General features: G+C 44.5%; 20 protein-coding genes. 5 read left to right on the forward strand and 15 right to left on the reverse strand.

The features are described from left to right. Positions 1-20: 20 nt before the first annotated feature. Together B3R91_RS08875 and B3R91_RS08880 are read left to right on the forward strand one after the other, a co-directional pair. Positions 21-1343: a hypothetical protein gene (locus B3R91_RS08875; protein WP_286797271.1), complete on the forward strand. Its 1323-nt coding sequence runs from the start codon at positions 21-23 to the stop codon at positions 1341-1343. 3 nt (positions 1344-1346) lie between these two features. Then, on the forward strand, positions 1347-1571 hold the full coding sequence (locus B3R91_RS08880; RefSeq protein WP_286797272.1) for a hypothetical protein: 225 nt from the start codon (positions 1347-1349) through the stop codon (positions 1569-1571). A 93-nt stretch (positions 1572-1664) separates the two neighbouring features. Here B3R91_RS08880 and B3R91_RS08885 read toward each other — a convergent pair whose 3' ends face one another. The 13 genes from B3R91_RS08885 to B3R91_RS08945 form a co-directional block, all read right to left on the reverse strand. Further along, on the reverse strand, positions 1665-4286 hold the full coding sequence (locus B3R91_RS08885; RefSeq protein ID WP_286797273.1) for an ABC transporter permease: 2622 nt from the start codon (positions 4284-4286) through the stop codon (positions 1665-1667). Continuing rightward, positions 4264-4962 carry an ABC transporter ATP-binding protein gene (locus B3R91_RS08890; RefSeq protein ID WP_286797274.1) on the reverse strand — a complete coding sequence of 233 codons (699 nt, stop codon included), beginning with the start codon at positions 4960-4962 and terminating at the stop codon, positions 4264-4266. Before B3R91_RS08890 ends, B3R91_RS08885 begins: the two co-directional genes overlap by 23 nt. Then, entirely contained in the window at positions 4959-5780 is an 822-nt protein-coding gene (locus B3R91_RS08895) for an arylesterase (protein WP_286797275.1), read from the reverse strand. The genes B3R91_RS08890 and B3R91_RS08895 overlap by 4 nt, the downstream gene beginning before the upstream one ends. Before the next feature lie 111 nt (positions 5781-5891). Then, positions 5892-7202: a CynX/NimT family MFS transporter gene (locus tag B3R91_RS08900; RefSeq protein WP_414707540.1), complete on the reverse strand. Its 1311-nt coding sequence runs from the start codon at positions 7200-7202 to the stop codon at positions 5892-5894. A 336-nt stretch (positions 7203-7538) separates the two neighbouring features. Beyond that, positions 7539-7784: a (Na+)-NQR maturation NqrM gene (nqrM, locus tag B3R91_RS08905; protein WP_068404374.1), complete on the reverse strand. Its 246-nt coding sequence runs from the start codon at positions 7782-7784 to the stop codon at positions 7539-7541. Between the two features lie 121 nt (positions 7785-7905). Further along, positions 7906-9036: an FAD:protein FMN transferase gene (locus B3R91_RS08910; RefSeq protein ID WP_286797277.1), complete on the reverse strand. Its 1131-nt coding sequence runs from the start codon at positions 9034-9036 to the stop codon at positions 7906-7908. A 180-nt stretch (positions 9037-9216) separates the two neighbouring features. Beyond that, positions 9217-10017, reverse strand: a complete 801-nt coding sequence (locus B3R91_RS08915) for an SDR family NAD(P)-dependent oxidoreductase (protein ID WP_286797278.1) — start codon at positions 10015-10017, stop codon at positions 9217-9219. A gap of 140 nt (positions 10018-10157) precedes the next feature. After that, entirely contained in the window at positions 10158-11393 is a 1236-nt protein-coding gene (gene nqrF / locus B3R91_RS08920; RefSeq protein WP_144297945.1) for an NADH:ubiquinone reductase (Na(+)-transporting) subunit F, read from the reverse strand. A gap of 120 nt (positions 11394-11513) precedes the next feature. Beyond that, positions 11514-12122 carry an NADH:ubiquinone reductase (Na(+)-transporting) subunit E gene (nqrE, locus tag B3R91_RS08925; protein WP_068404382.1) on the reverse strand — a complete coding sequence of 203 codons (609 nt, stop codon included), beginning with the start codon at positions 12120-12122 and terminating at the stop codon, positions 11514-11516. Beyond that, a complete protein-coding gene (locus tag B3R91_RS08930) occupies positions 12122-12793 on the reverse strand; it encodes an NADH:ubiquinone reductase (Na(+)-transporting) subunit D (protein WP_286797280.1) in 672 nt (223 codons plus the stop codon). The genes nqrE and B3R91_RS08930 overlap by 1 nt, the downstream gene beginning before the upstream one ends. Before the next feature lies 1 nt (position 12794). Then, positions 12795-13727 (reverse strand): Na(+)-translocating NADH-quinone reductase subunit C, encoded by a 933-nt coding sequence (locus tag B3R91_RS08935; protein ID WP_286797281.1) that lies wholly within the window; start codon positions 13725-13727, stop codon positions 12795-12797. Beyond that, positions 13708-14943: an NADH:ubiquinone reductase (Na(+)-transporting) subunit B gene (locus tag B3R91_RS08940; RefSeq protein ID WP_191692430.1), complete on the reverse strand. Its 1236-nt coding sequence runs from the start codon at positions 14941-14943 to the stop codon at positions 13708-13710. The genes B3R91_RS08935 and B3R91_RS08940 overlap by 20 nt, the downstream gene beginning before the upstream one ends. A gap of 5 nt (positions 14944-14948) precedes the next feature. Then, positions 14949-16301 carry a Na(+)-translocating NADH-quinone reductase subunit A gene (locus B3R91_RS08945; protein WP_286797282.1) on the reverse strand — a complete coding sequence of 451 codons (1353 nt, stop codon included), beginning with the start codon at positions 16299-16301 and terminating at the stop codon, positions 14949-14951. 964 nt (positions 16302-17265) lie between these two features. On the opposite strand from B3R91_RS08945, the gene hisA reads away from it, so the two are divergent. The 3 genes from hisA to B3R91_RS08960 all read left to right on the forward strand — a co-directional run bounded on the left by hisA (position 17266) and on the right by B3R91_RS08960 (position 20250). After that, positions 17266-18006, forward strand: coding sequence for a 1-(5-phosphoribosyl)-5-[(5-phosphoribosylamino)methylideneamino]imidazole-4-carboxamide isomerase (hisA, locus tag B3R91_RS08950; RefSeq protein WP_286797284.1), 741 nt, complete (start codon positions 17266-17268; stop codon positions 18004-18006). A gap of 202 nt (positions 18007-18208) precedes the next feature. Next, positions 18209-19846, forward strand: coding sequence for a mechanosensitive ion channel domain-containing protein (locus B3R91_RS08955; RefSeq protein ID WP_286797286.1), 1638 nt, complete (start codon positions 18209-18211; stop codon positions 19844-19846). A 119-nt stretch (positions 19847-19965) separates the two neighbouring features. After that, positions 19966-20250, forward strand: coding sequence for a hypothetical protein (locus B3R91_RS08960; protein WP_191692432.1), 285 nt, complete (start codon positions 19966-19968; stop codon positions 20248-20250). Between the two features lie 154 nt (positions 20251-20404). On the opposite strand, the gene rnr is transcribed toward B3R91_RS08960, so the two are convergent. Both rnr and B3R91_RS08970 read right to left on the reverse strand, forming a co-directional pair. Beyond that, the gene (gene rnr, locus B3R91_RS08965) at positions 20405-22714 is read right to left on the reverse strand and encodes a ribonuclease R (protein ID WP_286797288.1); all 2310 of its coding nucleotides are present in this window, start codon (positions 22712-22714) and stop codon (positions 20405-20407) included. 149 nt (positions 22715-22863) lie between these two features. Beyond that, positions 22864-24108: a toxic anion resistance protein gene (locus tag B3R91_RS08970; protein WP_068408298.1), complete on the reverse strand. Its 1245-nt coding sequence runs from the start codon at positions 24106-24108 to the stop codon at positions 22864-22866. Positions 24109-24143 lie beyond the last annotated feature (35 nt).

Here is a 24143-nt window from a genome sequence, read left to right on the forward strand (position 1 = left end):
ATTTAAAAGGCATTATATCTATGACAGCTGTTGTTGCTATTATGAATAAAACAGGACTTGCCTTAGCTGCAGATAGTGCTGTTACAGTTACTAATGGGGTAGGAGGTTATAGTTCAAGTAAGATTTATAACACAGCAAACAAGCTGTTTATGCTATCTAAGTATCATCCGATTGGTATTATGGTTTATAGTTCTGCTGACTTCATGCAAGTGCCTTGGGAATTAATTATAAAGTTGTATAGAAAGCATATTGGAGACGAAAGTTTTAAAGCAGTTAGCGATTATCGTGATGATTTCTTAAGGTTTATGGTTAATAGTAGTCATTTTTCTTTTATTGAGAAGGAAAGTAGCTATTTGCCTTCAATAATGAATAGTATTTTGTCTTTTGTAACATCAATAGTTAATGAAAACTTGTCAAGAGACATAGAAGTAAGAAACGAATTAGATCTCTTAGAAGGAAAAGATCTAACTAAGAAGCACGCCGAGCTTATAACAGAGGAAATTAAGAAGATTAAAGATAATTTTTTTTCTAATCCAGAAAAGATAAAGGAGTTTGAGGGTTATGAGTTTCAAGAATTTAGTACTAAATATCAGCAAGACATTTGTAAAGCGTTTAAAAATTGTGTAGGCGAAAGCTTTATTGATTTAGATGCCTTTCCAGAGTTAAAAGAAGAGCTATTACAGATAACGTTTGAATATTTGACTCGGAATAATTTTATAGTTCGTTCAACTGGAATTGTGTTTGCTGGATTTGGTGATTCTGAGATCTATCCTTCATTATGCTCTATTGATATAGACTGTGTATTAGATGGGAAGCTTCGATATGCTGATAATCAAGTGACTCAAATATGTGAAGAAAATAGAGGCGCTATTATACCTTTTGCGCAAAAAGATGTAATGCATATGTTTATCGAAGGAATTGATCCAAATATAGAACAAGTATTTGAAGATGCGTTTGTAAAAGTGATGAAACGTTATAATTTAATGCTAGCCAATGCTGTTGAGGATAATAAGACTAAGGAAGATATCCTTAATATTGATATAGATATTCTTAAGGATATCTTCAGACAAGATATTATAGATGCTAAGCAAAGGTGGCAAATTATACCTACAATTAACACCGTAGAGATTTTATCTAAAGAAGATTTAGCAGAAATGGCTGAAAGCTTAATTTACTTAACATTTCTAAAAAAGCGTACTTCATCAAACGAAGAAAATGTTGGGGGCCCAATAGATGTAGCTATTATTAGTAAAGGTGATGGCTTTATTTGGAAAAATAGGAAGCATTATTTTGAGAAGGATCTCAATCAACATTTTTTTTCTAACTACTATAATAAGGAGTAATGTATGCTAAACTTTAGTTCTTTTACCGAAAATAATAGTTTAGGTAAATTAAAAAATAGCTTAAGATATAATGAGACTGAAGGAGATATAGAAAATGTCTATAAGAATTCAGAAGCATTGTCTAATCATATATCTAGCAATATACTGGAGTCACTGAGAGAGCAACTTAGCCGTCAAGGACTACAGGTAGATGTAGAATCTGAACAAGATTTAGAGACATCAGACTAAATATTTAATAAAAAAAAAGAACCTCATGTTGAGGTTCTTTTTTTTATTAAAATTAATAAATTCAGATAGCAGCAAAAGCAGGATTAGCTACAACTAAATCATCGCCCTTACCCTTGCCATAATCCCGCGTCCAATCACCAAACGCACATAAATAACGGCAATAGTAAATAGCAAACCAATTAACGCCACACCGCCAATAGCCAAGCTTGTCCACGGCACGCTAAAGCGCAGATTAAACCATTGGGTAATAGCGGCCCAAGCACCGATATTAGCGATAATCACGGCAAATAAGGCAGCGCTAATACCAAGTATGCCAAGCTCTAAGATATTGAGCATATAGAGGTCGCGCTTTTGCATACCGAGCAGCCTGAATGAGGCGCTGTCTTTCATGCGGTCTTGCGAGGTAGAGAGTAGCGAGCTAATCAAAACCATGATACCCGTCAATAATGCCAGTAAGGTGAAGACATAAACCAAACGGCTCATTTGCACCACTAACTCTTGGACTTGCTGCGCGATTGCTGTGCCGTCGATGGTCGTTACCGCAGGAAACTCGCGTACTAACTGACCTTGGAGCTTTGGAATCTCTTCTGCTGCGACGTGGGCGGTAGCAAATTGGATTTGCGGCGCAGCTGCTAACACTTCAGGCTCAAATAAAAAGTAAAAATAGGGACTGGGTCCTTTCTCATAGCGCGAGCGGATACTGGTAATTTGCCCGACGATTTCAATCCCTTGGATATTAAAACGCACCTGATCACCCATGCCGACATTTAGCAAGCTGGCAGCAGTATCCAAAATTGATAATGGCGCAACGGTTTGTGCTGAGTCGTTATCTGCAGTCTCAATAGGCGCATAAAGCTTGTCGTTTTCTACAGCATCAGTGATGAATTCGGTATCCATCACCGTATCGGCGTAGCTTAAATTAAACACACGCGCAGGGTCATCGAAGCCGTCAGTAGGTTCGATATCTTGTACGGGTATATTATTAGCCGTTACGACACGCGCACGAATGACAGGATAATAGCTGACAGGGGCAGCAATAATATTATTAATCTCGTCATGCTGGTCGCTTTGAATATCGAGTAAAAATAAATTGGGCGCATCTTCAGGATAGGCATTAATAAACTGGGCATTGATACTATGATTGAGCGTGGTAATCAAAGTTAAAACCGCCACTGACAGCGATAAAGTGACAAAAAATAATGCTGACTGATTGCCTTTACGGGCAAGGTTATGGATAGCAATACGCTGCATCCAGCTGATATTAGAATGCTTGGCAAACTTAGTCAGCAGCCATAACCAACCGCGAGCCAATAGCCAAAATATCGCTACGAAGGCAGTTAAGCCTATTAACAGCTGCGCACCTAGTAACAGAGAATTGACTTCATAAGCGAAAAACACATAGAGACCAACTAGCATCAATCCATACCAAAGTAACGGCAGACTCCGATACCAAGGCAGATTTTGCGAGTTTGTGCTTGCACCTTGATTAAGCAAAGTCGCAGGCTTGGTGCTACTTAACGTGCTTAAACCACGCTGAGCGATAAGCAAGGTCAGCACTAGCGCGATAATAATGGTTTTAATGGCGCTAATCGGGTTAATAGCTAAACCAACATCCGCTGGCAAGATAGCAATGAGATACGGCTGGCCGACTTTAAGTAAGCCAAAACTCACGATAACCGCGGCCACACAGGCGATGATAGTAGTAACAATCAATAGCTGATAGTAGCTGCGTTTTAAGGATTTAAGCGGCTCACCTAATGCCAAGCGAATGGCATTACTAGACTGCTGCTTGGTCACGAAAGCGGTGATGACGCCATACATCGCCACAGCCGACAATAAAAGCACGGCAATCACGAGCAGCTTTAAAAACATCAAAACGTTGTCAGAGATACGCGAGACAGAGGTATCTGCCGACTCTGCATCAGAGAGCTCAATATCAGGATAATTATTGAGTATTTGCGTCAGCTTATCTCGCTGCACGGCCATTAATTCAGGCGCGCCGGCCAACTCAATACGATAGTTAATACGGCTACGCTGTCCTAATAAATTGGTCGCCGCGAGCGCATCCTGATGCATTAAAACCCGCCCACCAAAACCAAAGGCAGTCAGTGGACGGTCAGGCTCTTTGGTCAGCACGTCGCTAATAATAAACTCAGCATCACCAATGGTGATTTGGTCACCGACACTGGCGTTTAAGCTGTTCAGTACTTCGGGCGCGACGACGACATTAGCAGCGCTTAATTGCTGCCATAATGGTTGCCCCGAAGCAAGCTCAGCTTCTCCATATAATGGATAAGCTGGCGAAACCGCTTTAACGCTGGCAAGTAAAGTTTGCTCATCGGTCACCACCATCGCACTAAACTGATAGTCATAAACGATTTGCGTATCAGCGACCGTCTCTACTTGTGCTAATATCTCGCTTGGCCAATCTTGCTTACTGTTTAAAATCAAATCACCGCCAACGAGCGCGCGCTGATTATCATTGATATAAGTATCAACCGATTGCTGGATAGAATCTAAAGTCAGGTAAGTGGCAAGCGAAAGAACTAGCGTGATTAAGAATAAGACGGGGTATATCCAGCGCTGCCACCAGCTACGACTTAAGGCTTGCGCGCCCAAGTTTTTTGAAATTAATAGACGATTAAATAGTTGGCTTATGATGCCACGCGAATCATTCGACTCATTATCCATGTTATCCATTGATTTTTGATCCATCTATCATACCGTCATGCATGGTAATGACACGATCTGCCATCTCCGCTAGTGCGGCATCGTGGGTGACGACCACCAGTGCAGAGCCAACTTGCTGGCGTAAATCTAATAACAGCTGCATCACTTGCTTGGCATTTTGTTCATCTAAGTTACCGGTTGGTTCATCGGCAAAGACGATTTTTGGCTGCGATACCAATGCACGGGCAACTGCTGTTCGTTGCTGCTCACCGCCTGATAATTGGTTGGGCAAGCTATCACGCCGATGCCCTAAATCAACCGCCGCAATCAACTCATTGACGCGTGCTTTATTCGGACGGCGGGCGATATCAAGCGGAAAGGCAATATTTTCAGCGACGGTTAATGTCGGTAATAGATGAAATGACTGAAAAACAAATCCCATCTCGCGTTGACGAATAACGGCTAAAGCATCTTCATCAAGCGCACTTAAGGTTTGCCCTGCCAATTCAACGCTTCCACTATCAGGATAATCTAACGCTGCCAGTAGTCCGAGCAAAGTCGATTTGCCCGAGCCGGATTTACCCATGATGACCACAAACTCGCCCGCATCGACATGGATATCGACGTCTTTAATGATGGATAATGATTGCTCACCGACTTGAACGGTTTTATTCAGCTTGGAGGCAGTAAGTAGCGCTTTGTTATTGGCTGTAGCGGTCATTGGCTAGTCTCAGTAGGCGTGCTAGGTTTCGTTGCCGTATCGGTATAGGCTGCTTCTAGCTTTTCGATTTCAGGTTGCAGAATTGGCAAAATATTGTCGTTAACGATTATAGTATAGCCTTCCTTTGTTGGATGAATGGCATCGGCTTGGTTGAGTTTAGCATCACCGCCCACCCCCTCTAAAAAGAATGGAATCAGCGTCACATTCATATCTTTTGCCACCCTTGGATATATCGCAGCAAACGATTCGACGTAGTCAGCGCCAAGATTGTCATAAATCTGCATACCGCCCAAAATGACTTCGCTACCGCCATCTTGAAGGCGTTTAATAGCGGTGCGAATATTGGCTTCGACCGTTGCCACATCAATACCGCGGATGGCATCATTGGCACCGATGGTCAAAATAGTAATATCAGGTTTGGTTTGTAAAACCCAATCCAGTCGATTGACCAATCCAGTACTGGTTTCGCCACTTAATCCTGAATTGATTACTTTGACATCCTTGTAGCCAAGCTCTTGTAAGCGAGCTTCTAGCTGCGCGGGGTAATTGGCATTATTATCAACGCCAAGCCCTTCAGTCAACGAGTCACCCAATGCCAAGATGGTTAAAGGTGCTTGCTGCTCAGCTGAATGCTTAGATGGAGTAGATTCTGGTGTTTGAGGTTCAGCCATTGTCGTATTGACGGCCGGATTATTATTTTGAGTGTTATCAGCCGTTTTAGTGTCAGGCTGCTGTTGACAACCGCTAATAGCGATTGCGAGGCTCAAGGCGGCGACCGTAAGCAAACGCTGCGGTAGGCGAGAGGGTATGTTTATCATGATTCTGCTGTCCTAAATACAATAAAGTCAGTCTAGCAGAATCAGGTAAGCTGCAATATGGTACAAAAGTTAATTGATTGACGCCGAAGGTTAATTGATTGAAGATAAAAATTAAATCTTTTTACCATCGACCATTAGCGGGCGGCTAACCAGCCAAGCAAACCCCACGTTGATAATCATCAATACCAGCATAATAAATAACGGCAAATCCCAGTTGTCCGTTGCTTCGTGCAACCAACCGGTGCCAAGTGGACCAAAAAACGCAATCAGATAACCAATGGCTTGCGCCATGCCCGACAGCTCGCTTGCTTGATTGGCGGTATAAGTACGCATCGAAAACAGCATCATACTTAAAGTGAAAATCGCCGAGCAGCCCATGCCCATTAGTCCTGACCATAGCCAAGCATAATCGGCAGACAGATAAGTGAGACCCAAGACGCCGAGCACGTTTAGCGTTGCCGCAAAGATGGCCAGCGCTTGTATAGGACGGCCGCGGTTGACGAGCCACGTTAAGCTTAAAATAGCGACCGGTGCCATAAATTGAAAGACGGAAGCCATTTGCCCCGCGCTCACCGCTGACAACCCTTTACTTAGCCATATCGACGGTAAGAAACTGGCAACGGTATAAAAAAGCAAGGACTGTAAGCCCATAAATACCGCAATTTGCCAAGCAAACGGCGTGCGCCACATCGAAATGTGCGATGGCGCTTTCTCGCCTGCCGCAAGCGGTTTGATGGGCTGATGATTTGATGAACCCAAACGCAGCCGTAGCACTACCCAAATGATTAAGGCAAACAAGCCTAAAATCGACCAGCCACCTAGCGCCCATTGCCAGCCAAATTGCTCAGATAACGGCAAAACCACGCCTGCGACAATCCCAGCCGACACTGTCATGGTGAGACTAAATAAACCGGTAATCAGAGGAATATGGTTCGGTGTGCGCTGTTTGATGACAGGGGCAGCAAGGGTATTGGCAAAGCCAATTGCCAATGTTAGCAATAACGTGCCGCTTAAAAAGCCAATCCAAGTCGGAATGACGCTACGAATAACCATACCTGCGGTTAATAACGCAATCATCGTGATCAGCGTATTTTCAAGGCCAAAACGCTTCCCAATCGTAGGCGAAATAAAAGCCCCAAGCGCAAAGGTCAGCATCGGCACTGCACCAAGCCAACCAATTTGGGTTTCGGAGATATCAAGCGCCCCTTGCACTACCGGCGCAATAGAACCCAGCGCCACAATCGGCGCGCGCATATTGGACGCCAATAAAACCATAGCACATAGCACCAGCCAAAAAATAAAGCGCGATGAGGGCAGCTTTAGGTTTGCTGGCGCATCTGGTTGAGACTGGGACGGTATATCAGATTGCAAATTAGGAGAGGTAGACATAGCAGCACGACTATTAAAAAAAGGACACGTCATTTATAAGCACTGACGCAGCAGCACTTATAAATAACCCCAAAGCCCGTCTATAAGACGGCGCTCAAGACCACATATTAGAATATAGAGTATAAAAACACTTGCAGAAAGCAAGTCATATGAACTTGCTACCCCATTTATCAGGGTAAAGTTAGTATATGAATAGTGAAGTTTTGGCTTTGCTGATAGCGCTTATGATAAAAAGGCTTTTATATAAACGCTAAAGCAAAAATAGCGTCAGTCACCGTTAGTTTGCAAGGTTAATTGCAAAGGACTCGACGCTATTATAAGAATAGAGGGCGGCTAAATACTACCAACGTATGGTAACAAATAGCAGGTTTATACCGACTTGCCTAATTGCGCAGCCTTTAGCGCGGTTTCTTGCTGCTGGTCAACCAGCGATTCGCATTTATTGGGGTCGTTACCACAAAATGAGCAAAACTCATCACCCATCAATTTTGCCACACCACCGCACGAGCCTCTAAGCGGCTTTTTTTTGACCATATAACCGATGCCCATAAAGATAAAAAACAGCATAAAGACGGTAAAGGTAACAGCAAGCATGGGAAGCAATTGGTTAAGCATAGAGATAACCTCTCGTTTAAAATATGAAGCAGCCATCTAAGCAATGACTTACTTATAGTATAGCAAAAATTTGCCTCGCCCGTTTGTGCTTAGCAGGTTATTACAGTCTAGATGTTTGATACTAAGACTTTTTATCGGCGCGTAAGGTTTTCATCGCCGGCGTTTCGACCACTTGCCAATCATCAACGCTGTCGGTCGCCGTGTCTGCTACAACACCTTTTGCCAAAATGACAAATAAAGCTGCGATATTGTGCTCTTTCGCCGTAGCCAGCGCTTTTCCATAAGGCATGGCGGTCAAAGCCGTTGCCCACGCATCTGCCAGCGCCACCGTTTCTGCAGCGACCGTTACTGATGGCGCACCGCCTACGATTGGCTCACCTGTGGTTGGGGCAATAGTATGGCTATAGTGCTTACCATCGAAAACAACGGAGTTGCGATAGTTGCCAGAAGTAGCAAGCGCCATGCTAGCGCCATTATTGATAGGCTGGCGAATCATCGCCATTGCTTGCCGAGTACTTACCGTACTGCCCTCAATGGGTGCATCAATAGCGATTTGCCACGGCTGCTGCTGGGCGCTAACGCCTGAAGTCGCCACTTCGCCGCCAATCTCAACCATATAGTTGCGAATTTGATAAGTGTTCTTAAGCACATCGGCAATGACGTCGACGCCATAACCTTTAGCCACCGCCGAAAAATCAAGGCCAACGCCGTCTTTGGTTTTATAAATGCTGTCATCTTTTTGAATGACACTGTCAAAATCGACCAAGGCTTTCGCTTGCGCAATCTCAAGCGCGCTTGGCGGACTTTGTAAGCGCTCAACCGTCATGGTACTGCCAAAGCCCCAAGTTTCTATCAAAGGCATTACCGTTGGGTCAAAAGCGCCGCCCGATAGCTCATAAACTTGCCTTGAGGCTTGCAACACATGGCTAAAATCGGCGTCGATAGCAATCGGCGTATCTTTGCCTAATTGGTTAAATTTAGAAATAGTAGAGTCGGCTTGATAGGTCGACATGCTGTCGTTTATATCTTGCAAGCGCTTATCGATTGCTGCTTGTATGGCAGCTTCATCAGCGCCTTTGGGTAATTGATAACTGATGTGGTAGCTGGTGCCCATGGTCTCGCCGCTAAGATTGTTGTAATCAGGCTTTTGCTGGCAGGCGCTAAGCATGAGTACAGAGCTGATAGCAATGATGGTTAAAGAGGCGGGTTTTAGGGGTTTGTTAGCGGCAGAAAACGTGGTTAAATTTGTCATATAAGTCATCACAGCTTGATAAAGCGAAGGGGTGAGTGGGGGCGATAGTTTGCAAGTAATGAACTAAGCAAGCTAAGCGTCGCCTATTTTACACCCCTTGTTACCGATAAGGCCAATTTACGACTAACGTACGACTTAAATAACTACGACTCGAGAAGATACGATTGAACCTGCCTGTTTTTATTTAACCTGTGACTCACGAATAAGCTTATATAGCTTCGGCGGCGATAAACGATTGACTCTAGTGGCAAGCTTTTCTTTACTGCCAGCAACGATGACATATTCTTCACCCTTAGTCAGGGCTTTGACGACTTGCTTGGCAAAGGCGGTCGCAGTAAGACCCTTATTGGTGGCGTCATCCATTGTCCCTTGCGCACTACCATCACCAGTCAAGGCATTGATAGAAATATTGGTTTGAATAAACCCTGGGAATATGGTCGCGACCTCGATGCCTTGGTCATGCAATTCTGCGCGCAAGCTGTTTGCCCACATATGGATAGCGGCTTTGGCAGCACCATAAGCGCCGCGATATTGGGTACCCAGTAAACCTGCCACGCTCGATATCATGACAATTTTGCCGCCACCTTGCGCAATCATATCGGGCAATACCAGTCTGGTCAGCCGCGTTTGCGCGAAATAATCTATCTCCATCAGCTTACGTTCAACTTCCTCGGTCGTTTCCATGATAAGCGCGCGTTGACTGATGCCCGCATTATTAATCAACCAATCCACTTTTTCAGTTTTAGCCTTGATTGTTTCATAGGCTTCTTTTGCTTGCGCGGCATCGGCGATATCAAAGGGAACGACGATATGCTTTTTGCTGTTTTTGCAGCGATTTTTGACTGTCTCTAATTTAGCTTTATCACGGCCACTTAAAATAATGCTGGCACCACGTTTGGCAAAGGCAATTGATAATGCTTCGCCGATACCGCTAGACGCGCCGGTAATCCAAATGGTCAAATCTTTCGCTTTGGTTTTCATAAGAATCCTTTCTGATTGAAAATGGTTTATTTAGCGCATAAAAAAAGAGCCTCCATTGAGACTCTTAATTTATCATATATTTTTAGCTTAACGATACTTGTTGAATAAATAGGTGTTATCAACCGATTTAAATAACTCGCTTAACCACCAAAATCATCAAGCATGATGTTTTCATCTTCCACGCCCAAGCTGTGTAGCATGTCGATTACCGCCGCGTTCATCATCGGTGGCCCGCACATGTAGTATTCACAGTCTTCTGGGTTTGGATGGTCTTTAAGATAGTTTTCAAGCAGCACGTTATGGATAAAGCCGGTTGGACCTTCCCAATTGTCTTCAGGGAGAGGGTCAGACAAGGCCACATGCCACTCAAAGTTATCAAACTCTTCTTCTAGTTGATCATAATCTTCAACGTAGAACATCTCACGAATCGAGCGCGCGCCATACCAAAAGCTAATCTTACGCTTGGTATCTAAGCGTTTGAGCTGATCGAAAATGTGCGAGCGCATCGGTGCCATACCCGCACCACCACCGACGAAAATCATTTCAGCTTCGGTGTCTTTGGCAAAAAACTCACCATAAGGACCAGAAACCGTCACTTTATCGCCAGGGACGAGGCTAAATACCCAAGAGGACATTTTGCCCGGTGGTATACCGTCAGGACCGCGTGGCGGTGGACTGGCGATACGGATATTAAACTTAATAATGCCTTTTTCGTCTGGGTAGTTGGCCATTGAGTAAGCACGAATCACTGGCTCATCAACTTTCGACACATATTTGAAAATGTCGAACTTTTCCCAATCTTCGCGGTATTCTTCGTCAATCACAAAGTCTTTATAATGCACTTCATGCGGCGGCGCTTCTAACTGTACATAACCACCCGCACGGAAATTGACTTCCTCGCCTTCTGGAATTTTAAGCACCAATTCTTTAATAAAGGTGGCAACGTTATCGTTCGAGACAACTTCACATTCCCACTTTTGTACATCAAAAAACTCAGGGTCAATCTCAATTTTCATGTCTTGCTTTACCGCAACCTGACAGGCAAGACGCATGTGGTTACGGATTTCGCCTTGGGTAAAATACCCAGTTTCGGTGGGCAGGATAGAGCCGCCCCCTTCGATAACGCGGCAACGACACTGCGCACAGGTACCACCGCCACCACAGGCCGAAGATAAGAAAATACCTTCGCTTGCCAATGTTTGTAGCAGTTTTCCGCCCGCGGGTGTCACGACGTCATTATCGGGATTATCGTTGATATGGATAGTAACATCGCCTGAACTGACCAATCTTGAGCGCGCTGCCAAAATAATGGCAACAAGACCCATGATGATCACGGTAAACATAGCAACGCCACCAATCGCCGTAGCGTAATCCATGGTAGGTATCCTTAATCTATGGAGTAGGGGAGCGAAAAAACGTCTTTGCGTTTTTTGAACCCCTTCCGAATAAATGAATTAAATAGGTCAAAGTGCTAAATAGGGTTTAAGCTTAGCGGTTTAAATTGACATACCGCCGAAAGACATAAAGCCAAGTGACATCAGACCAACCGTGATAAAGGTAATACCAAGACCACGCAGCGGCGCTGGAATGTCTGAGTATTTTAGCTTTTCACGGATACCCGCCAAGGCGGTAATCGCCAATGCCCAACCAAAACCTGCGCCGACGCCGTATACCATCGATTCGCCAAAGTTATAATCACGCTCAACCATAAACAGTACGCCACCTAAAATGGCGCAGTTAACGGTAATCAGTGGCAAAAACACCCCAAGGGCGTTATACAGACTCGGGACGAACTTATCCAAGAACATCTCTAAAATCTGTACCACAGCGGCGATCAAACCAATATAACTGAGTAGGCCCAAAAAGCTTAAGTCGATATCAGGGAAACCTGCCCATGCCAGCGCACCATTTTTTAAGATGAACTGAAACAAAAGGTTATTTAGCGGTACGGTAATCGCCATCACGACGACCACAGCGACTCCAAGACCAATCGCGGTGGAGACCTTTTTTGATACCGCCAAAAAGGTACACATGCCTAAGAAGTAGGCCAGCGCCATATTCTCGATAAAGACCGAGGTTATAAATAAACTGACATAGTGTCCCATTAGTGACCGCCTCCTTGTGCCATGCCTTTAGATTGCGGCTTCATTACAAATTCAGCTTCTTCGACCTGTTCAGGTTTCCAAGTACGGATAATCACAATGAACAGAGCAATGATAAAGAACGCTGACGGTGGCAATAGTAATAGACCATTTGGTACGTACCAACCACCATCGTTAGCGGTTTGCAAAATGGTCATACCGAACCAGCTGCCTGCGCCCAAAATCTCACGCACACTCGCGACAAATAGCAGTACCGCCGAGTAACCAAGACCGTTACCAATACCGTCTAAAAAGCTTGGTACTGGTGGATTGCTCATGGCAAATGCTTCGGCACGGCCCATCACGATACAGTTGGTGATAATCAAACCAACGAATACCGACAAGCCTTTACTGACGTCATAAGCAACCGCTTTTAAAATCTGGTCAACCACAATAACCAATGACGCAATAATCGTCATCTGCACAATAATACGAATGCTTGATGGGATTTGCTTACGGATAATAGAGATAAAAAAGCTTGAGAATGCCGTGACCAAGGTCAACGCCACACTCATCACCAGCGCATTCGCCACACTGGTAGTAACCGCCAACGCCGAACAAATACCTAAGATTTGTAGAGCAATCGGGTTATTGTCAAAAATAGGCGAGGTTAAAATCGTTTTTGTATCAGCCATGTTATGCCTCCTTGCCGTGTGCTGCTGGCACTACTGCGACCAGTTCGGTTGCGGGATGCGTCTGCTGTTGATGTAAGTTCTGTCCCAGTTTTTTATACGGACTTTGACTGGCTTTGATTTCTGCATCTGCCAATGTTTTACCGCTCTCTTCACGCAGATGATCTAGATAAGGTTTATAACCTTGCTCACCGAGCCAAAACTGAATCATGTTACTGACGCCGCGACTGGTCAAAGTAGCACCACTGATACCATCTACCCAGTTGTCTTTTGGATTACCGGCTTTGGTCACACCTGTTGCTACTGCGCCGTTTTCGTCATAAGAATGAATGCCGCTCCACATGGCGCGCCACTCAGGCTCCTCGATACGAGCGCCTAGACCTGGGGTTTCTTTATGCTCATAAAAACTGATACCTTTGATGGTATTCATGTCACTTTCAAGCGTTAAGAAACCATAAATCGTACCCCATAGACCATAGCCTTGAATCGGCAGCACCACCATTTCAGGCTGTCCAGCGTCATCACTTTTGACATAGACTTTGGCGTATTTAGGAACACGGCCGATACCAGCAGGGTCATTACCGCCCAAATCTTCGCTTAGCGCCTGATTTTTGGTCGCTTGACTGGCATCGTATGCATTGCGATCAGGAATGCCAGCGGCTTTTAGCGCGTCGTCATCGAGGTAATCGCCTTTATTAAGGTCAACAATTTTTACCTCAAAGTCTTTAAAACGCTCGGCCACATCTTCATTGGTATCAGACGCCGGGTCAAACATACCAGCGGCGACTAAGATATTTTTGTTACGGTCTAAGCGCGCGTTTTCAACTTGTGCTGGTTTCAAACCCACAGCCGCCGCTGAGACCAATACAGAGCACACCAAGCATAGCGTCAACGCCACGCTGATGGTTTTTGCATTATTACTTTTGGGCTTGGACATAACGAACCCTCCGTGCTGTTTGGCGCTTGATATTGGCTTGCGTCACAAAGTAATCAAATAATGGCGCAAATAAGTTGGCGAATAAAATGGCAAGCATGATGCCTTCTGGGAAGGCTGGGTTGACGACGCGAATGAGTACGGTCATAAAACCAATCAAAATACCATAAGCCCAGCGGCCTTTATTGGTGTGAGCAGCTGATACAGGGTCGGTTGCCATAAATACTGCACCAAAGGCAAAACCGCCGATGACTAAGTGCCAATAAAACGGCAGGCTCATCATCATATTGTCTTCAGAACCGACCATATTAAAGACTAGCGATGTGGCAATTAGCCCCACCACACAACCTGCCATGATGCGCCATGAGGCAATGCGCGTCCAAAGTAGAACCACTGCACCTAGCAAAATAGCCAGCGTCGATACTTCACCGATACTGCCTTGCATATTACCTAAGAAAGCATCCGTCCATGTGATGGCATTGCCATAAACATCAACGAAGTCTGCTGGGACGACGCCAAGCGCGGCAAGTCCAAGTGGCGTGGCTCCTGAGAAACCATCAACCGCCGTCCATACTGAGTCGCCTGACATATAAGCAGGGTAAGCAAAGTATAAGAACGCACGACCTGATAGGGCAGGGTTCAGGAAGTTTTTACCCGTACCGCCAAAGACTTCTTTTGCCACGACCACACCAAAGATAATACCTAAGGCAACTTGCCATAAAGGAATATCTGGTGGGAGACACAGCGCAAATAGCACAGAAGTCACAAAGAAACCTTCGTTAACTTCATGCCCGCGCACGACAGCAAAGATAATCTCACAGAGAATACCGACCGCAAAGGTGACGATATAAATCGGTAAGAACTGCATGGCTCCGTAGACAAAGCTTGCCCAGATACTGTCTGGATTGTAGCCCGCCATACTAGTGATAACGGTACGCCAGCCTTCAGGCTGTAAGCCAAGCTGCGCAATCGCTGTTAATGCTTGATGACCGATGTTATACATACCCCAAAACATCGCAGGGAAAGTACATAACCAAACGGTAATCATAATACGCTTAAGGTCGATACCGTCGCGTACGTGTGAGGATGCGTATGTCGTTGAGCCTGGTTGACGTAAAAACGTATCAAACATCTCAAAGATGGCGTAGTACTTTTCGTGTTTGCCACCCTTGGTGAAAGACGGCTCCATACGATCGAACATATTGTGTAAAAATTTCATCGTGGTTAGCCCTCCAGCTCAATGCGCGTTAAGTTGTCACGCAAAATATCGCCGAATTCATATTTGCCAGGAGATACAAAGGTGCATAATGCCAAATCTTCTTCGTCCAATTCAAGTACGCCCAAATCGACAGCGCTAACGATGTCTTCGACAATCAAAGCGCGCAGTAGCTGCGTTGGCAGATAGTCTTGCGGCATGACTTCTTCATAGACACCAATTGGCACCATCGCCCGCGGTGAGCCATTGCTCGAAGTGGTAAAGTCATATTTTTTACCACCAAAAAACTGCGAGATATAGATGGGCAATTTAGAGAAGCGATTGGCACCAGCGGTAAAGAAGTGAAACGCTGGACGTTCACGACCTTCGGTTAGCGCACTGATTTGATTATGAAAGCGACCAAGATAATTAGTATTGCCCGCCACTTTGCGACCTGAAAGCACAGAACCCGAGATGATACGGTTCTCGCCAGCTGTAAGCTCACCTTTGGTCAATGCTGCGATATCTGCGCCGCGCTCGGTGACCACCAAATGCGGGTTTTTAACCGCAGGGCCAGCAAGACTAAGCATACGGCGCGTATATAAACGACCAGTAGTAAACAGCTTACCAATGGCAATCACGTCTTGATAACCAATCGTCCACACGGTCACGCCGCGCATAATTGGATGCAAAAAGTGAATGTGCGTGCCAGCCAGACCAGCAGGGTGTTTGCCAGCAAAGCTATGATACTCAGTGACATTGTTAGCCGCCGTTTTGGCAACTGGCGTCAACTGGGCATCGCCATGATGGCAGACAAAGGTCTTGGGACTGAGGGTTGATAATACAGCAAGTCCGTCATTGAACGCTTGAAGCTGCTCATTAATCAGCAACATCGGGTCAAGCGCTAATGGATTGGTATCCATAGCGGTGACAAAGATAGCGTGCGGACGGGCACCAATATCGGGGGAGCGGCTATAAGGACGCGTACGAAATGCGGTCCATTCGCCAGAGGCAAGCAGTTGGGTTTCAACGACTTCAGAATCTAGGTCAGCGAGTTGCTGGGAGTCGTAGCGCTGAAATTCTACTTCTTCACCGTTTGGGTCGACCGCAATCACAAGACTTTCAAAAACACGACGCTCACCGCGATTAACGGCGACGACCTTACCAGCAGCAGGGGCAGTATAGATAACGCCGACCCGTTTTTTGTCTTCAAAAACGGGCTGACCTTTAGCTACGATGTCGCCTTCTTTGACATTCATCGTGGGCTTCATGCCCACATAATCATAGCCAACAAGTGCTACATAGGCGGGTCTGTGCTCAGATATCTCGCGGGAGGGTTCACCAGTGATGGGTAAATCCAAACCTTTTTTGATGGTAATCATAAGCGAAAACTTAGTCCATAGTCTAAAACGATACCAGACGTCCTGTTTGGTATATCGGCAGCATGGATAACAGCGTCATCAATAAAGTGCTTTATCACTCCCAAAAAAGGGCGTAAAAAAGTGCTCTAGACATAACACATCATCATAACTACAAGTAAGAGTATTAACGCTGACCTTAGACTCCTTAACAACACGTTAATGTCTTATTCGAATGACCAAAGTGACGACTGGCTACCAAGGTGTATCGTAAAACTCACAAATCTAACCGCGTCCTCAACGAGGATGACAGTAGATAAAATACAGTTTTACCATACGATTTATTAAAATCTTAAAATTTGTCGTATCAGGAATCATAGGGTTATTAAAATTTACGCAGCGCTATTCATTCGAGTGAATATAAATGAGGCATCAATGATTTGTTCATACTTTATGAAAGCTGTCTTTGTGAAAGCTATCTAAGTGCTGGTTAATGACCTATGATTACAGGGTAAACTCAATGTCTTGATAAGCTCAGCATTAATTTAGTGCTAATGCGGTGCTCATATTTACCTTATGCTGATTGCAATCGTCAATAGGTAGCAGACGATTAGGTTTTATCATACAAATACAAATTTACCTAGGATTATACGCTAAACTGACCTAAAATTGCCAGTTGGTAAATGAATTTACCTAATGTTACGAGTGATTCCTTCAGCTAAAACTTATGGTTATGGTTGTGATTACGGTGATGGGTTCTTTATCATTTTTTAACCAAACTTTAATTCGTATTCTCATTTACCACTGCCATTTTTAATATTTAATCAATTTTCCCTAATAGCTGCTTTTAATTTGCTATGCTAAATAAATTTTACGTAGTCGCCCTTTAATGGGCTTGGATACTTTTTTTACTTTTGAATTTTTCTTATTCATATTGTTATTATTCAACTATTTTTAATCGCTGATATCGCTTTATAAGGAATGCTGTATGTGTGCTGTCCCTGTCATTATCCCCGCTATCGATTTAAAAGATGGTAAATGTGTGCGTTTAAAACAAGGTCGTATGGAAGACGATACGGTATTTTCTGATGATCCAGTCGCTATGGCGGCGCGTTGGGTCAATGAGGGCGCGCGTCGCTTACATTTGGTCGATTTAAATGGCGCTTTTGATGGCATCCCAGTACACAAACAAGTGGTCAACGACATTGCCAAAGCTTTCCCCAAGCTGCCGATTCAATTGGGCGGCGGTGTGCGCAATATGAAAACCATCGAGCAGTATATTAGCGCAGGTTTGACCTACATTATTATTGGTACCAAAGCCGTGGAGGATCCTGACTTTGTGACCGAGGCTTGCCGCGAGTTTGCTGGACACATTATTGTCGGTATCGATGCCAAAGATGGCATGGTTGCCACGCACGGTTGGGCAAACGTGACCGATACCAAAGCTACCGATCTTGCCAAGCGTTTCGCTGATGTCGGGGTATCGTCAATCGTTTATACCGATATCGCTCGTGATGGCATGATGCAAGGCGTTAATGTCGAGCAGACCGTCAATTTGGCACGTGAAGGCGGCTTGCCAGTGATTGCCTCAGGCGGCGTCACCGATATGAAAGACATCGAATTGCTCAAACCTTATGGTGACTGTATCGAAGGGATTATCACTGGCCGCGCGATTTACGAAGGCACCTTAGACTTGGGTGAGGCGCAGCTTTATCTAGATGGTAAATAGTTTTTAGTCGCCATGTCCAGAGAGCGTTATTGGAAATGTGATATAAAGCTAGAATAATAAAGGGATACTTATGGCAGCGTATGTTGACCAGCCTCAATTACGTAGGCTACACAGGTTAAGCCAGCGCCAGTCGCGTATAACGATAAACGTCTACGCTCAGCTGTTATTGCTATTAAGTATCTTTTTAAGCGTTCTTTTAAGCATGCCAACTTATGCGGCTACAGACAGCAGCACAAGTGAGAGTATTATACTCAATAATGAGGCTACTGAAGATAGTACAGCTGACAGTGGGACCAGCGCTCAGACGGCTAACGCCCCAGCTATAAACGCCCCACCTGCCAATGAGCCAAATAATAGTCTAAATAGTGCCATCACTATTACCCCTGCTACGCCAAGTACTTCTGACACTGCGCCCGCGCCAGTTGAAAAACCGCCAGTTATCAGCGGTGAAAGCACCAATAATGCCCAAATCGAAACCACGCCAACGCCGTTAAAAGACAATGATATCCAGCAACGTATCAGTGGCATTTTTTCAGAAATTGACGGCTTGCAAGCAGTAAGTGTCAGCGTCAACCAAGGGGTTGTAACCTTAACCGGTGAGACGCCTAACGAGAAAAAAGCCCAGCAAGCGATTAATCTGACCAATCGCTTAACCGACGTGGTGACGGTAGAAGATAGAATCAATCGCACCCTTGATGTGCAGGATAATGTCTCGACTGTTTATCAGAGTCTCAAAGCGCAAACCAAAAACCTAGTCAAAGCGTTGCCGCTACTACTCGTAGGGATTGTTTTATTTGCCTTAGTGACGTGGTTTGGCAGTTGGTTATCCAATCGACAAAAAATGTGGCAACGTCTTACGCCAAATCCCTTTGTCGCAGAGTTACTTGCCCAAACCGTTAAAGTCATCTTTATCATTTTCGGTCTTATCTTAGCGTTAAGTTTGATTGGTGCTGAGACTATCTTGGGCACGCTGCTTGGTGGGGCAGGTGTTATTGGTATCGCCGTTGGTTTTGCCGTCAAAGACACCATTGAGAACTATATTGCCTCGCTCATGCTCAGTATCCGCCAACCGTTTCGCGCCCGCGACCATATTTTGATTAACAATCAAGAAGGCATCGTGGTGCGCCTAACCTCACGCGCCACGATTTTAATGACCTTAGACGGCAATCAGTTACGTATTCCTAACGCCGAAGTCTTTAAAGCGACGATTTTAAATTACACCAAAAACCCCGAGCGCCGTTTTACCTTTGAGCTCGGGGTTGATGCCAACGACGATCCGCTTGCTGCGATCAAGGTAGGTATCGATGCCATCTGTCAGTTGGGATTTGCCTTAGATAAGCCAAAAGTCACGGCGGTTATCAAAGAAGTCGGTGAATCAAACATCGTTTTACAGTTCCAAGTATGGTTCAATCAATTGGAGGCAGATTTCTCCAAAGCCCGCAGTATCGCCATTCGCGAAACTAAGCATGCCTTAGAAGATGAAGGTTTTACTTTACCCGAGCCCATTTATCAGTTGCGCTTTAACCATAAGCTAGAAAAAGCCTTTGAGCATTTCCAAAGCAGTCAAACGAACGATAAATCCCCAGCGGAAACGACGGTAATGCCGCACATTTCTGCAACTGATAAAGCGTCTGATGAATCTTCTCCCACTGGCACTAGCATTGAAAATAAAGATAAGAAACAAGCAAAGGCGCGAGCCAAGCATATCTTACAAGGTCGCAATGCCGACGAAGTACTCGATGCGCGTCCTGACCAGAAACTAATGGAAAAAGTTGAGCAAGAAATTGCCGAAAATTCAGATGAAACCGACTTACTAAGTAACAATAGTCCGCAAGAATAGCCCACAAGAGTGGCGTTGAAGATTACCTATTAAAAGGTGATTACTAACTATAAAAGTCGGCATAAAAAATGCAATGAAATGTCTATCTACCTTTTATCGACATAGACGAGATATTTTTTATGCAAATCAAACATCTGATTATTTTTGCTTTGGCTGGTATCGTTATTCTAGCAGGGTTTAATATGATCAGCGGCAGTCAACGTGAAAAAAATAGAGAAGCGTTAGCCGCTAGCAGTGAAACAGAAAACACAGACATAGTTATAACTGACAGCAAGACATCAGATATCGTAAGTCAGCCATTAGGGCAGCAGCCAAAAGCTATTCTTGATAAAGCAAGCACGCAGATAGAACAAGCGGAGCAGGTCAGTCAACAACGTAGTGAGCAAATCGCTAATACGCAATAGGAGCTTTAAACCTTGGAGTTATTATTGTTTAGAATTTTAAGGCTGAAATAAGCAGCATATTAATAACAGCATCTAATTAATCACCCTTTAATGAGCAAAAAAAAGACTAACGATAGCGTTAGTCTTTTTTTTTAATCTTAACATTTAGGCAGCGTTAGCTTTTTTTGCTGGTGCCTTTAACACGGCTGCTGCTTCTTTTAGAAGTAGTTTTATTCGGCGAAGTTTTGTTAGCAGAACTCTTGCTGGCCGAATTGTTCTTTGGCTGATCTCGTTTGGTTTGATTCATTTGGCTTGCTTGTAGCTTAGCTTTAAGATCAAAGTCGATTTGTAGCAGGTCCATATTAACGCCTGCTACTTTTACGCGCACCAAATCGCCAAGCCCAAACACTGTGCCTCTGTCTTTACCGATAAGCTGCTGTTGCTGCTCATCATAGACAAAGAAATCGTCACCAACGTTTGAGATATGCACGAGACCATCAATATATAAGTCAGTCAAAGTCACAAATAAACCGAAGCTCGTCACAGTCGTTACCACGCCATCGAACTCTTCGCCGACATGATCTTTCATATAATGACATTTGAGCCAAGATTCCACGTAACGCGATGCTTTTTCGGCGCGGCGCTCGGTATCTGAAGTTTGCATGCCAGCCTCTTCAAGCGAGAAATCCATTACTGGCTGCTGGCTATTAGTCACTTTCGCTTTAATCGCGCGATGCAGCATTAAATCAGGATAGCGGCGAATCGGCGAGGTAAAGTGGCTATATTCATCATAAGCCAAACCAAAGTGCCCGATGTTGTCAGGTGCATAGTTCGCTTGCATCATCGAGCGTAGCAGCATGCTGTGGATGCTAATCGCGTCAGGACGGTCTTTAGTCGCTTCGATAATCCGCTGATAATCTGCTTGCGTTGGGCTTTCTTCTGGAAAGCTTAAGCCAAAGTTTTTGGCATATTCATGAATGCGCATTGACTTTTCGCTATCAGGCTTATCGTGGTTACGATATAAGACAGGCAACTCATGTTTTAGGGCAAAGTTTGCTGCACAGGTATTGGCAAGCAGCATGCACTCTTCGATAAGCTTTTGTGCATCGCCGCGCGTACGCGGTAAAATCGCTTCGATGCCACCTTTTTCATTAAACTTAATATACGTTTCAACCGTTTCAAACTCCATGGCATGGCGCTCTTCACGTTTTTTTAGCAGCAGCTCATATAATTGATGTAAGGTATCGACCGATTTTTTAACGTCTTTATTGCCCGTTAATGATTCAGGAACGCTCTTATCTTTTGGATTGGCAAGGTAAGCATTCACTTGATTATAGGTCAGACGCGCTTGCGAGTGCATCACACCCGGATAAAACTCGTAGCCTGTGACTTTACCAGCACGCGATATCTTGATATCGGCAACCATACAGAGACGGTCAAGGTTAGGATTCAATGAGCATAGACCATTAGACAGGACTTCTGGCAGCATCGGAATCACGCGATGCGGGAAATACACTGACGTACCGCGCTCGTAAGCATCTTTATCAAGTGGCGAGTTTGGTGTGACGTAATAGCTTACATCAGCAATCGCCACCAGCACCCGATAGTTACCGCCCGAGCGTTTTTCGGCGAATACGGCATCATCAAAGTCGCGTGCGTCTTCACCATCAATAGTAATTAAGGGTAAATCACGTAAGTCTGTCCGACCTTTCAAGTCTTTTTCAGTCGGCTCTTGATAGCTATTGGCCTGCTGTAGCGCGGCTTCGCTAAAGTCTGACGGGATATCATAGTTGAGTAGAGTCGTCTCAATAATCAATTCACGGTCATTATCATCAGATAGCACTTCAGTGATTTTACCAGTGGCAAATTCGTGTTGGTTTGGCCAATCGATAATATCGACTTTGACTGGCGCACCTTGTTTGGCATCTAACGCTTGCACGTTTTCTTCAGTGACGGTAATCGGCTGATGGTTATTTGGGCTACCAAGCTCAACGCAATAACCTTCTTCATCGTGCGCCAATGTACCAATAAAGTTGTTTTGACGACGCTCAACGATATCGACAATACGCCCTTCGGTACGACCACGATTATCTGTAGAGGTACCAACCGCTTGTACGGTATCGCCATTAAATACCCAGCGCATTTGCTTTTCATGCAAGAACAAATCAGGCATATCACTCAATATTACGAAGCCAAAGCCTTTAGGGTGAGCTGACACGGTGCCAGTGACGATATCGTGTTCGGTTACAGTACGATAGCGATAAGGACGCCCGTCGCGGTTTACTTGCCCATCGCGCGCCATTGCCTTTAGACGATTGCCTAAAGCGTCAAATTGGTCAGGGTCATCAATATTAAAGGCTTTTGCCAATTGTTGATGCGTGACTTCACCGTATTCATTAATCGTACTGAGTATCAGTTCGCGACTAGGAATAGGATTGACGTATTTTTGTGCCTCACTCGAGGCGTTTGGATCATTCCAACTCATAAATTACCGTATCTATTTTTTAAAATTATTAATAAGTGCTATCTTAACACGAACGACGCTGCAATATCTTCGGTCAATTGTCTTATGTGTATCAGATAGCAAGTAGCTGCTAGCTTGTATCGATAAGAGCCTTCGACATGCGAGCTCAATCAAATATCAATATCGACCGTATTTGATTGATTGGTTATCTTTTTAGTATTTAACTCTTTCGACACTTCAAGGACAGTCGTTTGATTCGATTTATCGAGATATTTCTGCGCTTTATCAACCTCGGCTGTCAGAGTATTGACCGTTTGTTTCATATTCTCTAGCGCCTCGATTTTATAATTACTAATCATATCCATCGTCTCATAGACGTTATTGAAGGCGTTTTGGAGTTTATCAAGCTCAATCGTGCTACTGGTTGCCTGCTCGTGAATTTCAAGTGACTGACGTTTGAGCATCGCAGAGGTCGATTCAATCAAGCTGCTGGTGGTTTTATTTAACGCGGTGATTTGATCGAGTACCAGTTTTTGATTGGTCATCGCCTGAGCAACCACCACTGCGGTACGTAACGCCGAGATAGTCGTCGTCGTCGCGCGATCCACACCTTTAATCAGCTCTAGGTTGTTTTTGCGAATGGTATCAAGAGCCAAGTAGCCTTGTACGTTTACCGCCAATTGCGTTAAAAAGTCAGTATTTTTTTGCCGTACATAAAACAGCATTTCTTCTTTAATAATACGCGCTTTTTCGGGGTCAGTAGCTTCAACGGCATAAACCTTTTGTTCAAGCTGCTCATCGATTTTTTTACCCACATAAATATATTGGCGAATCGATTGCATCAGCTCCCACATATTGACTTTTTCTTGCTCAATCATAGCATTGTCTTTGAGCAGCTCGTCTTTACCGTTATAGAGGCTGGTCACTACAGCGTTGATATGTGATTGCGCTGACTCGTATTGACGGAAATAATCTTGCACTTTGTTACCAAATGGAATCAGACCGAAGAGCTTACGTGAGCTGGTCAGCTCTTTTTTGCTCGGATCCAAATCTTCAACAATACCGCGCAGCTCAGTCAATGATTTGGCAATAGGTGAGTTATCAAACAAACTGTCATTGAGACTTTTTGCTGGCAAATCGAGCATACGGTTCGACACTTGCGCCGACTCACGAATTTCTTTATTGCCCAAATTGTGAATAGATTGCACGTTTTGTTGAAACTCAGCGCTGTGTACTGAGTTGTTAATCACGTGATCGACAAAGGCATCGACCTTAGCATCAAGTTCAGGAATCTGGCTTTCATCCAGTTTCACCATTTGATCCGCTTCGCTTTTTTGAATCTCTTTCACCGGTTCAGGAGCAGTTAAGGTGATGCTAGGCGTTGAGGCGTTTTCAGGTGGGGTCAATTCTTGCATAAAATTTCCTATAATATACCCCACTCTCAACTTCG

It is taken from the genome of Psychrobacter sp. UBA6291, from assembly GCF_002439405.1.
Lineage (GTDB): Bacteria > Pseudomonadota > Gammaproteobacteria > Pseudomonadales > Moraxellaceae > Psychrobacter > Psychrobacter faecalis.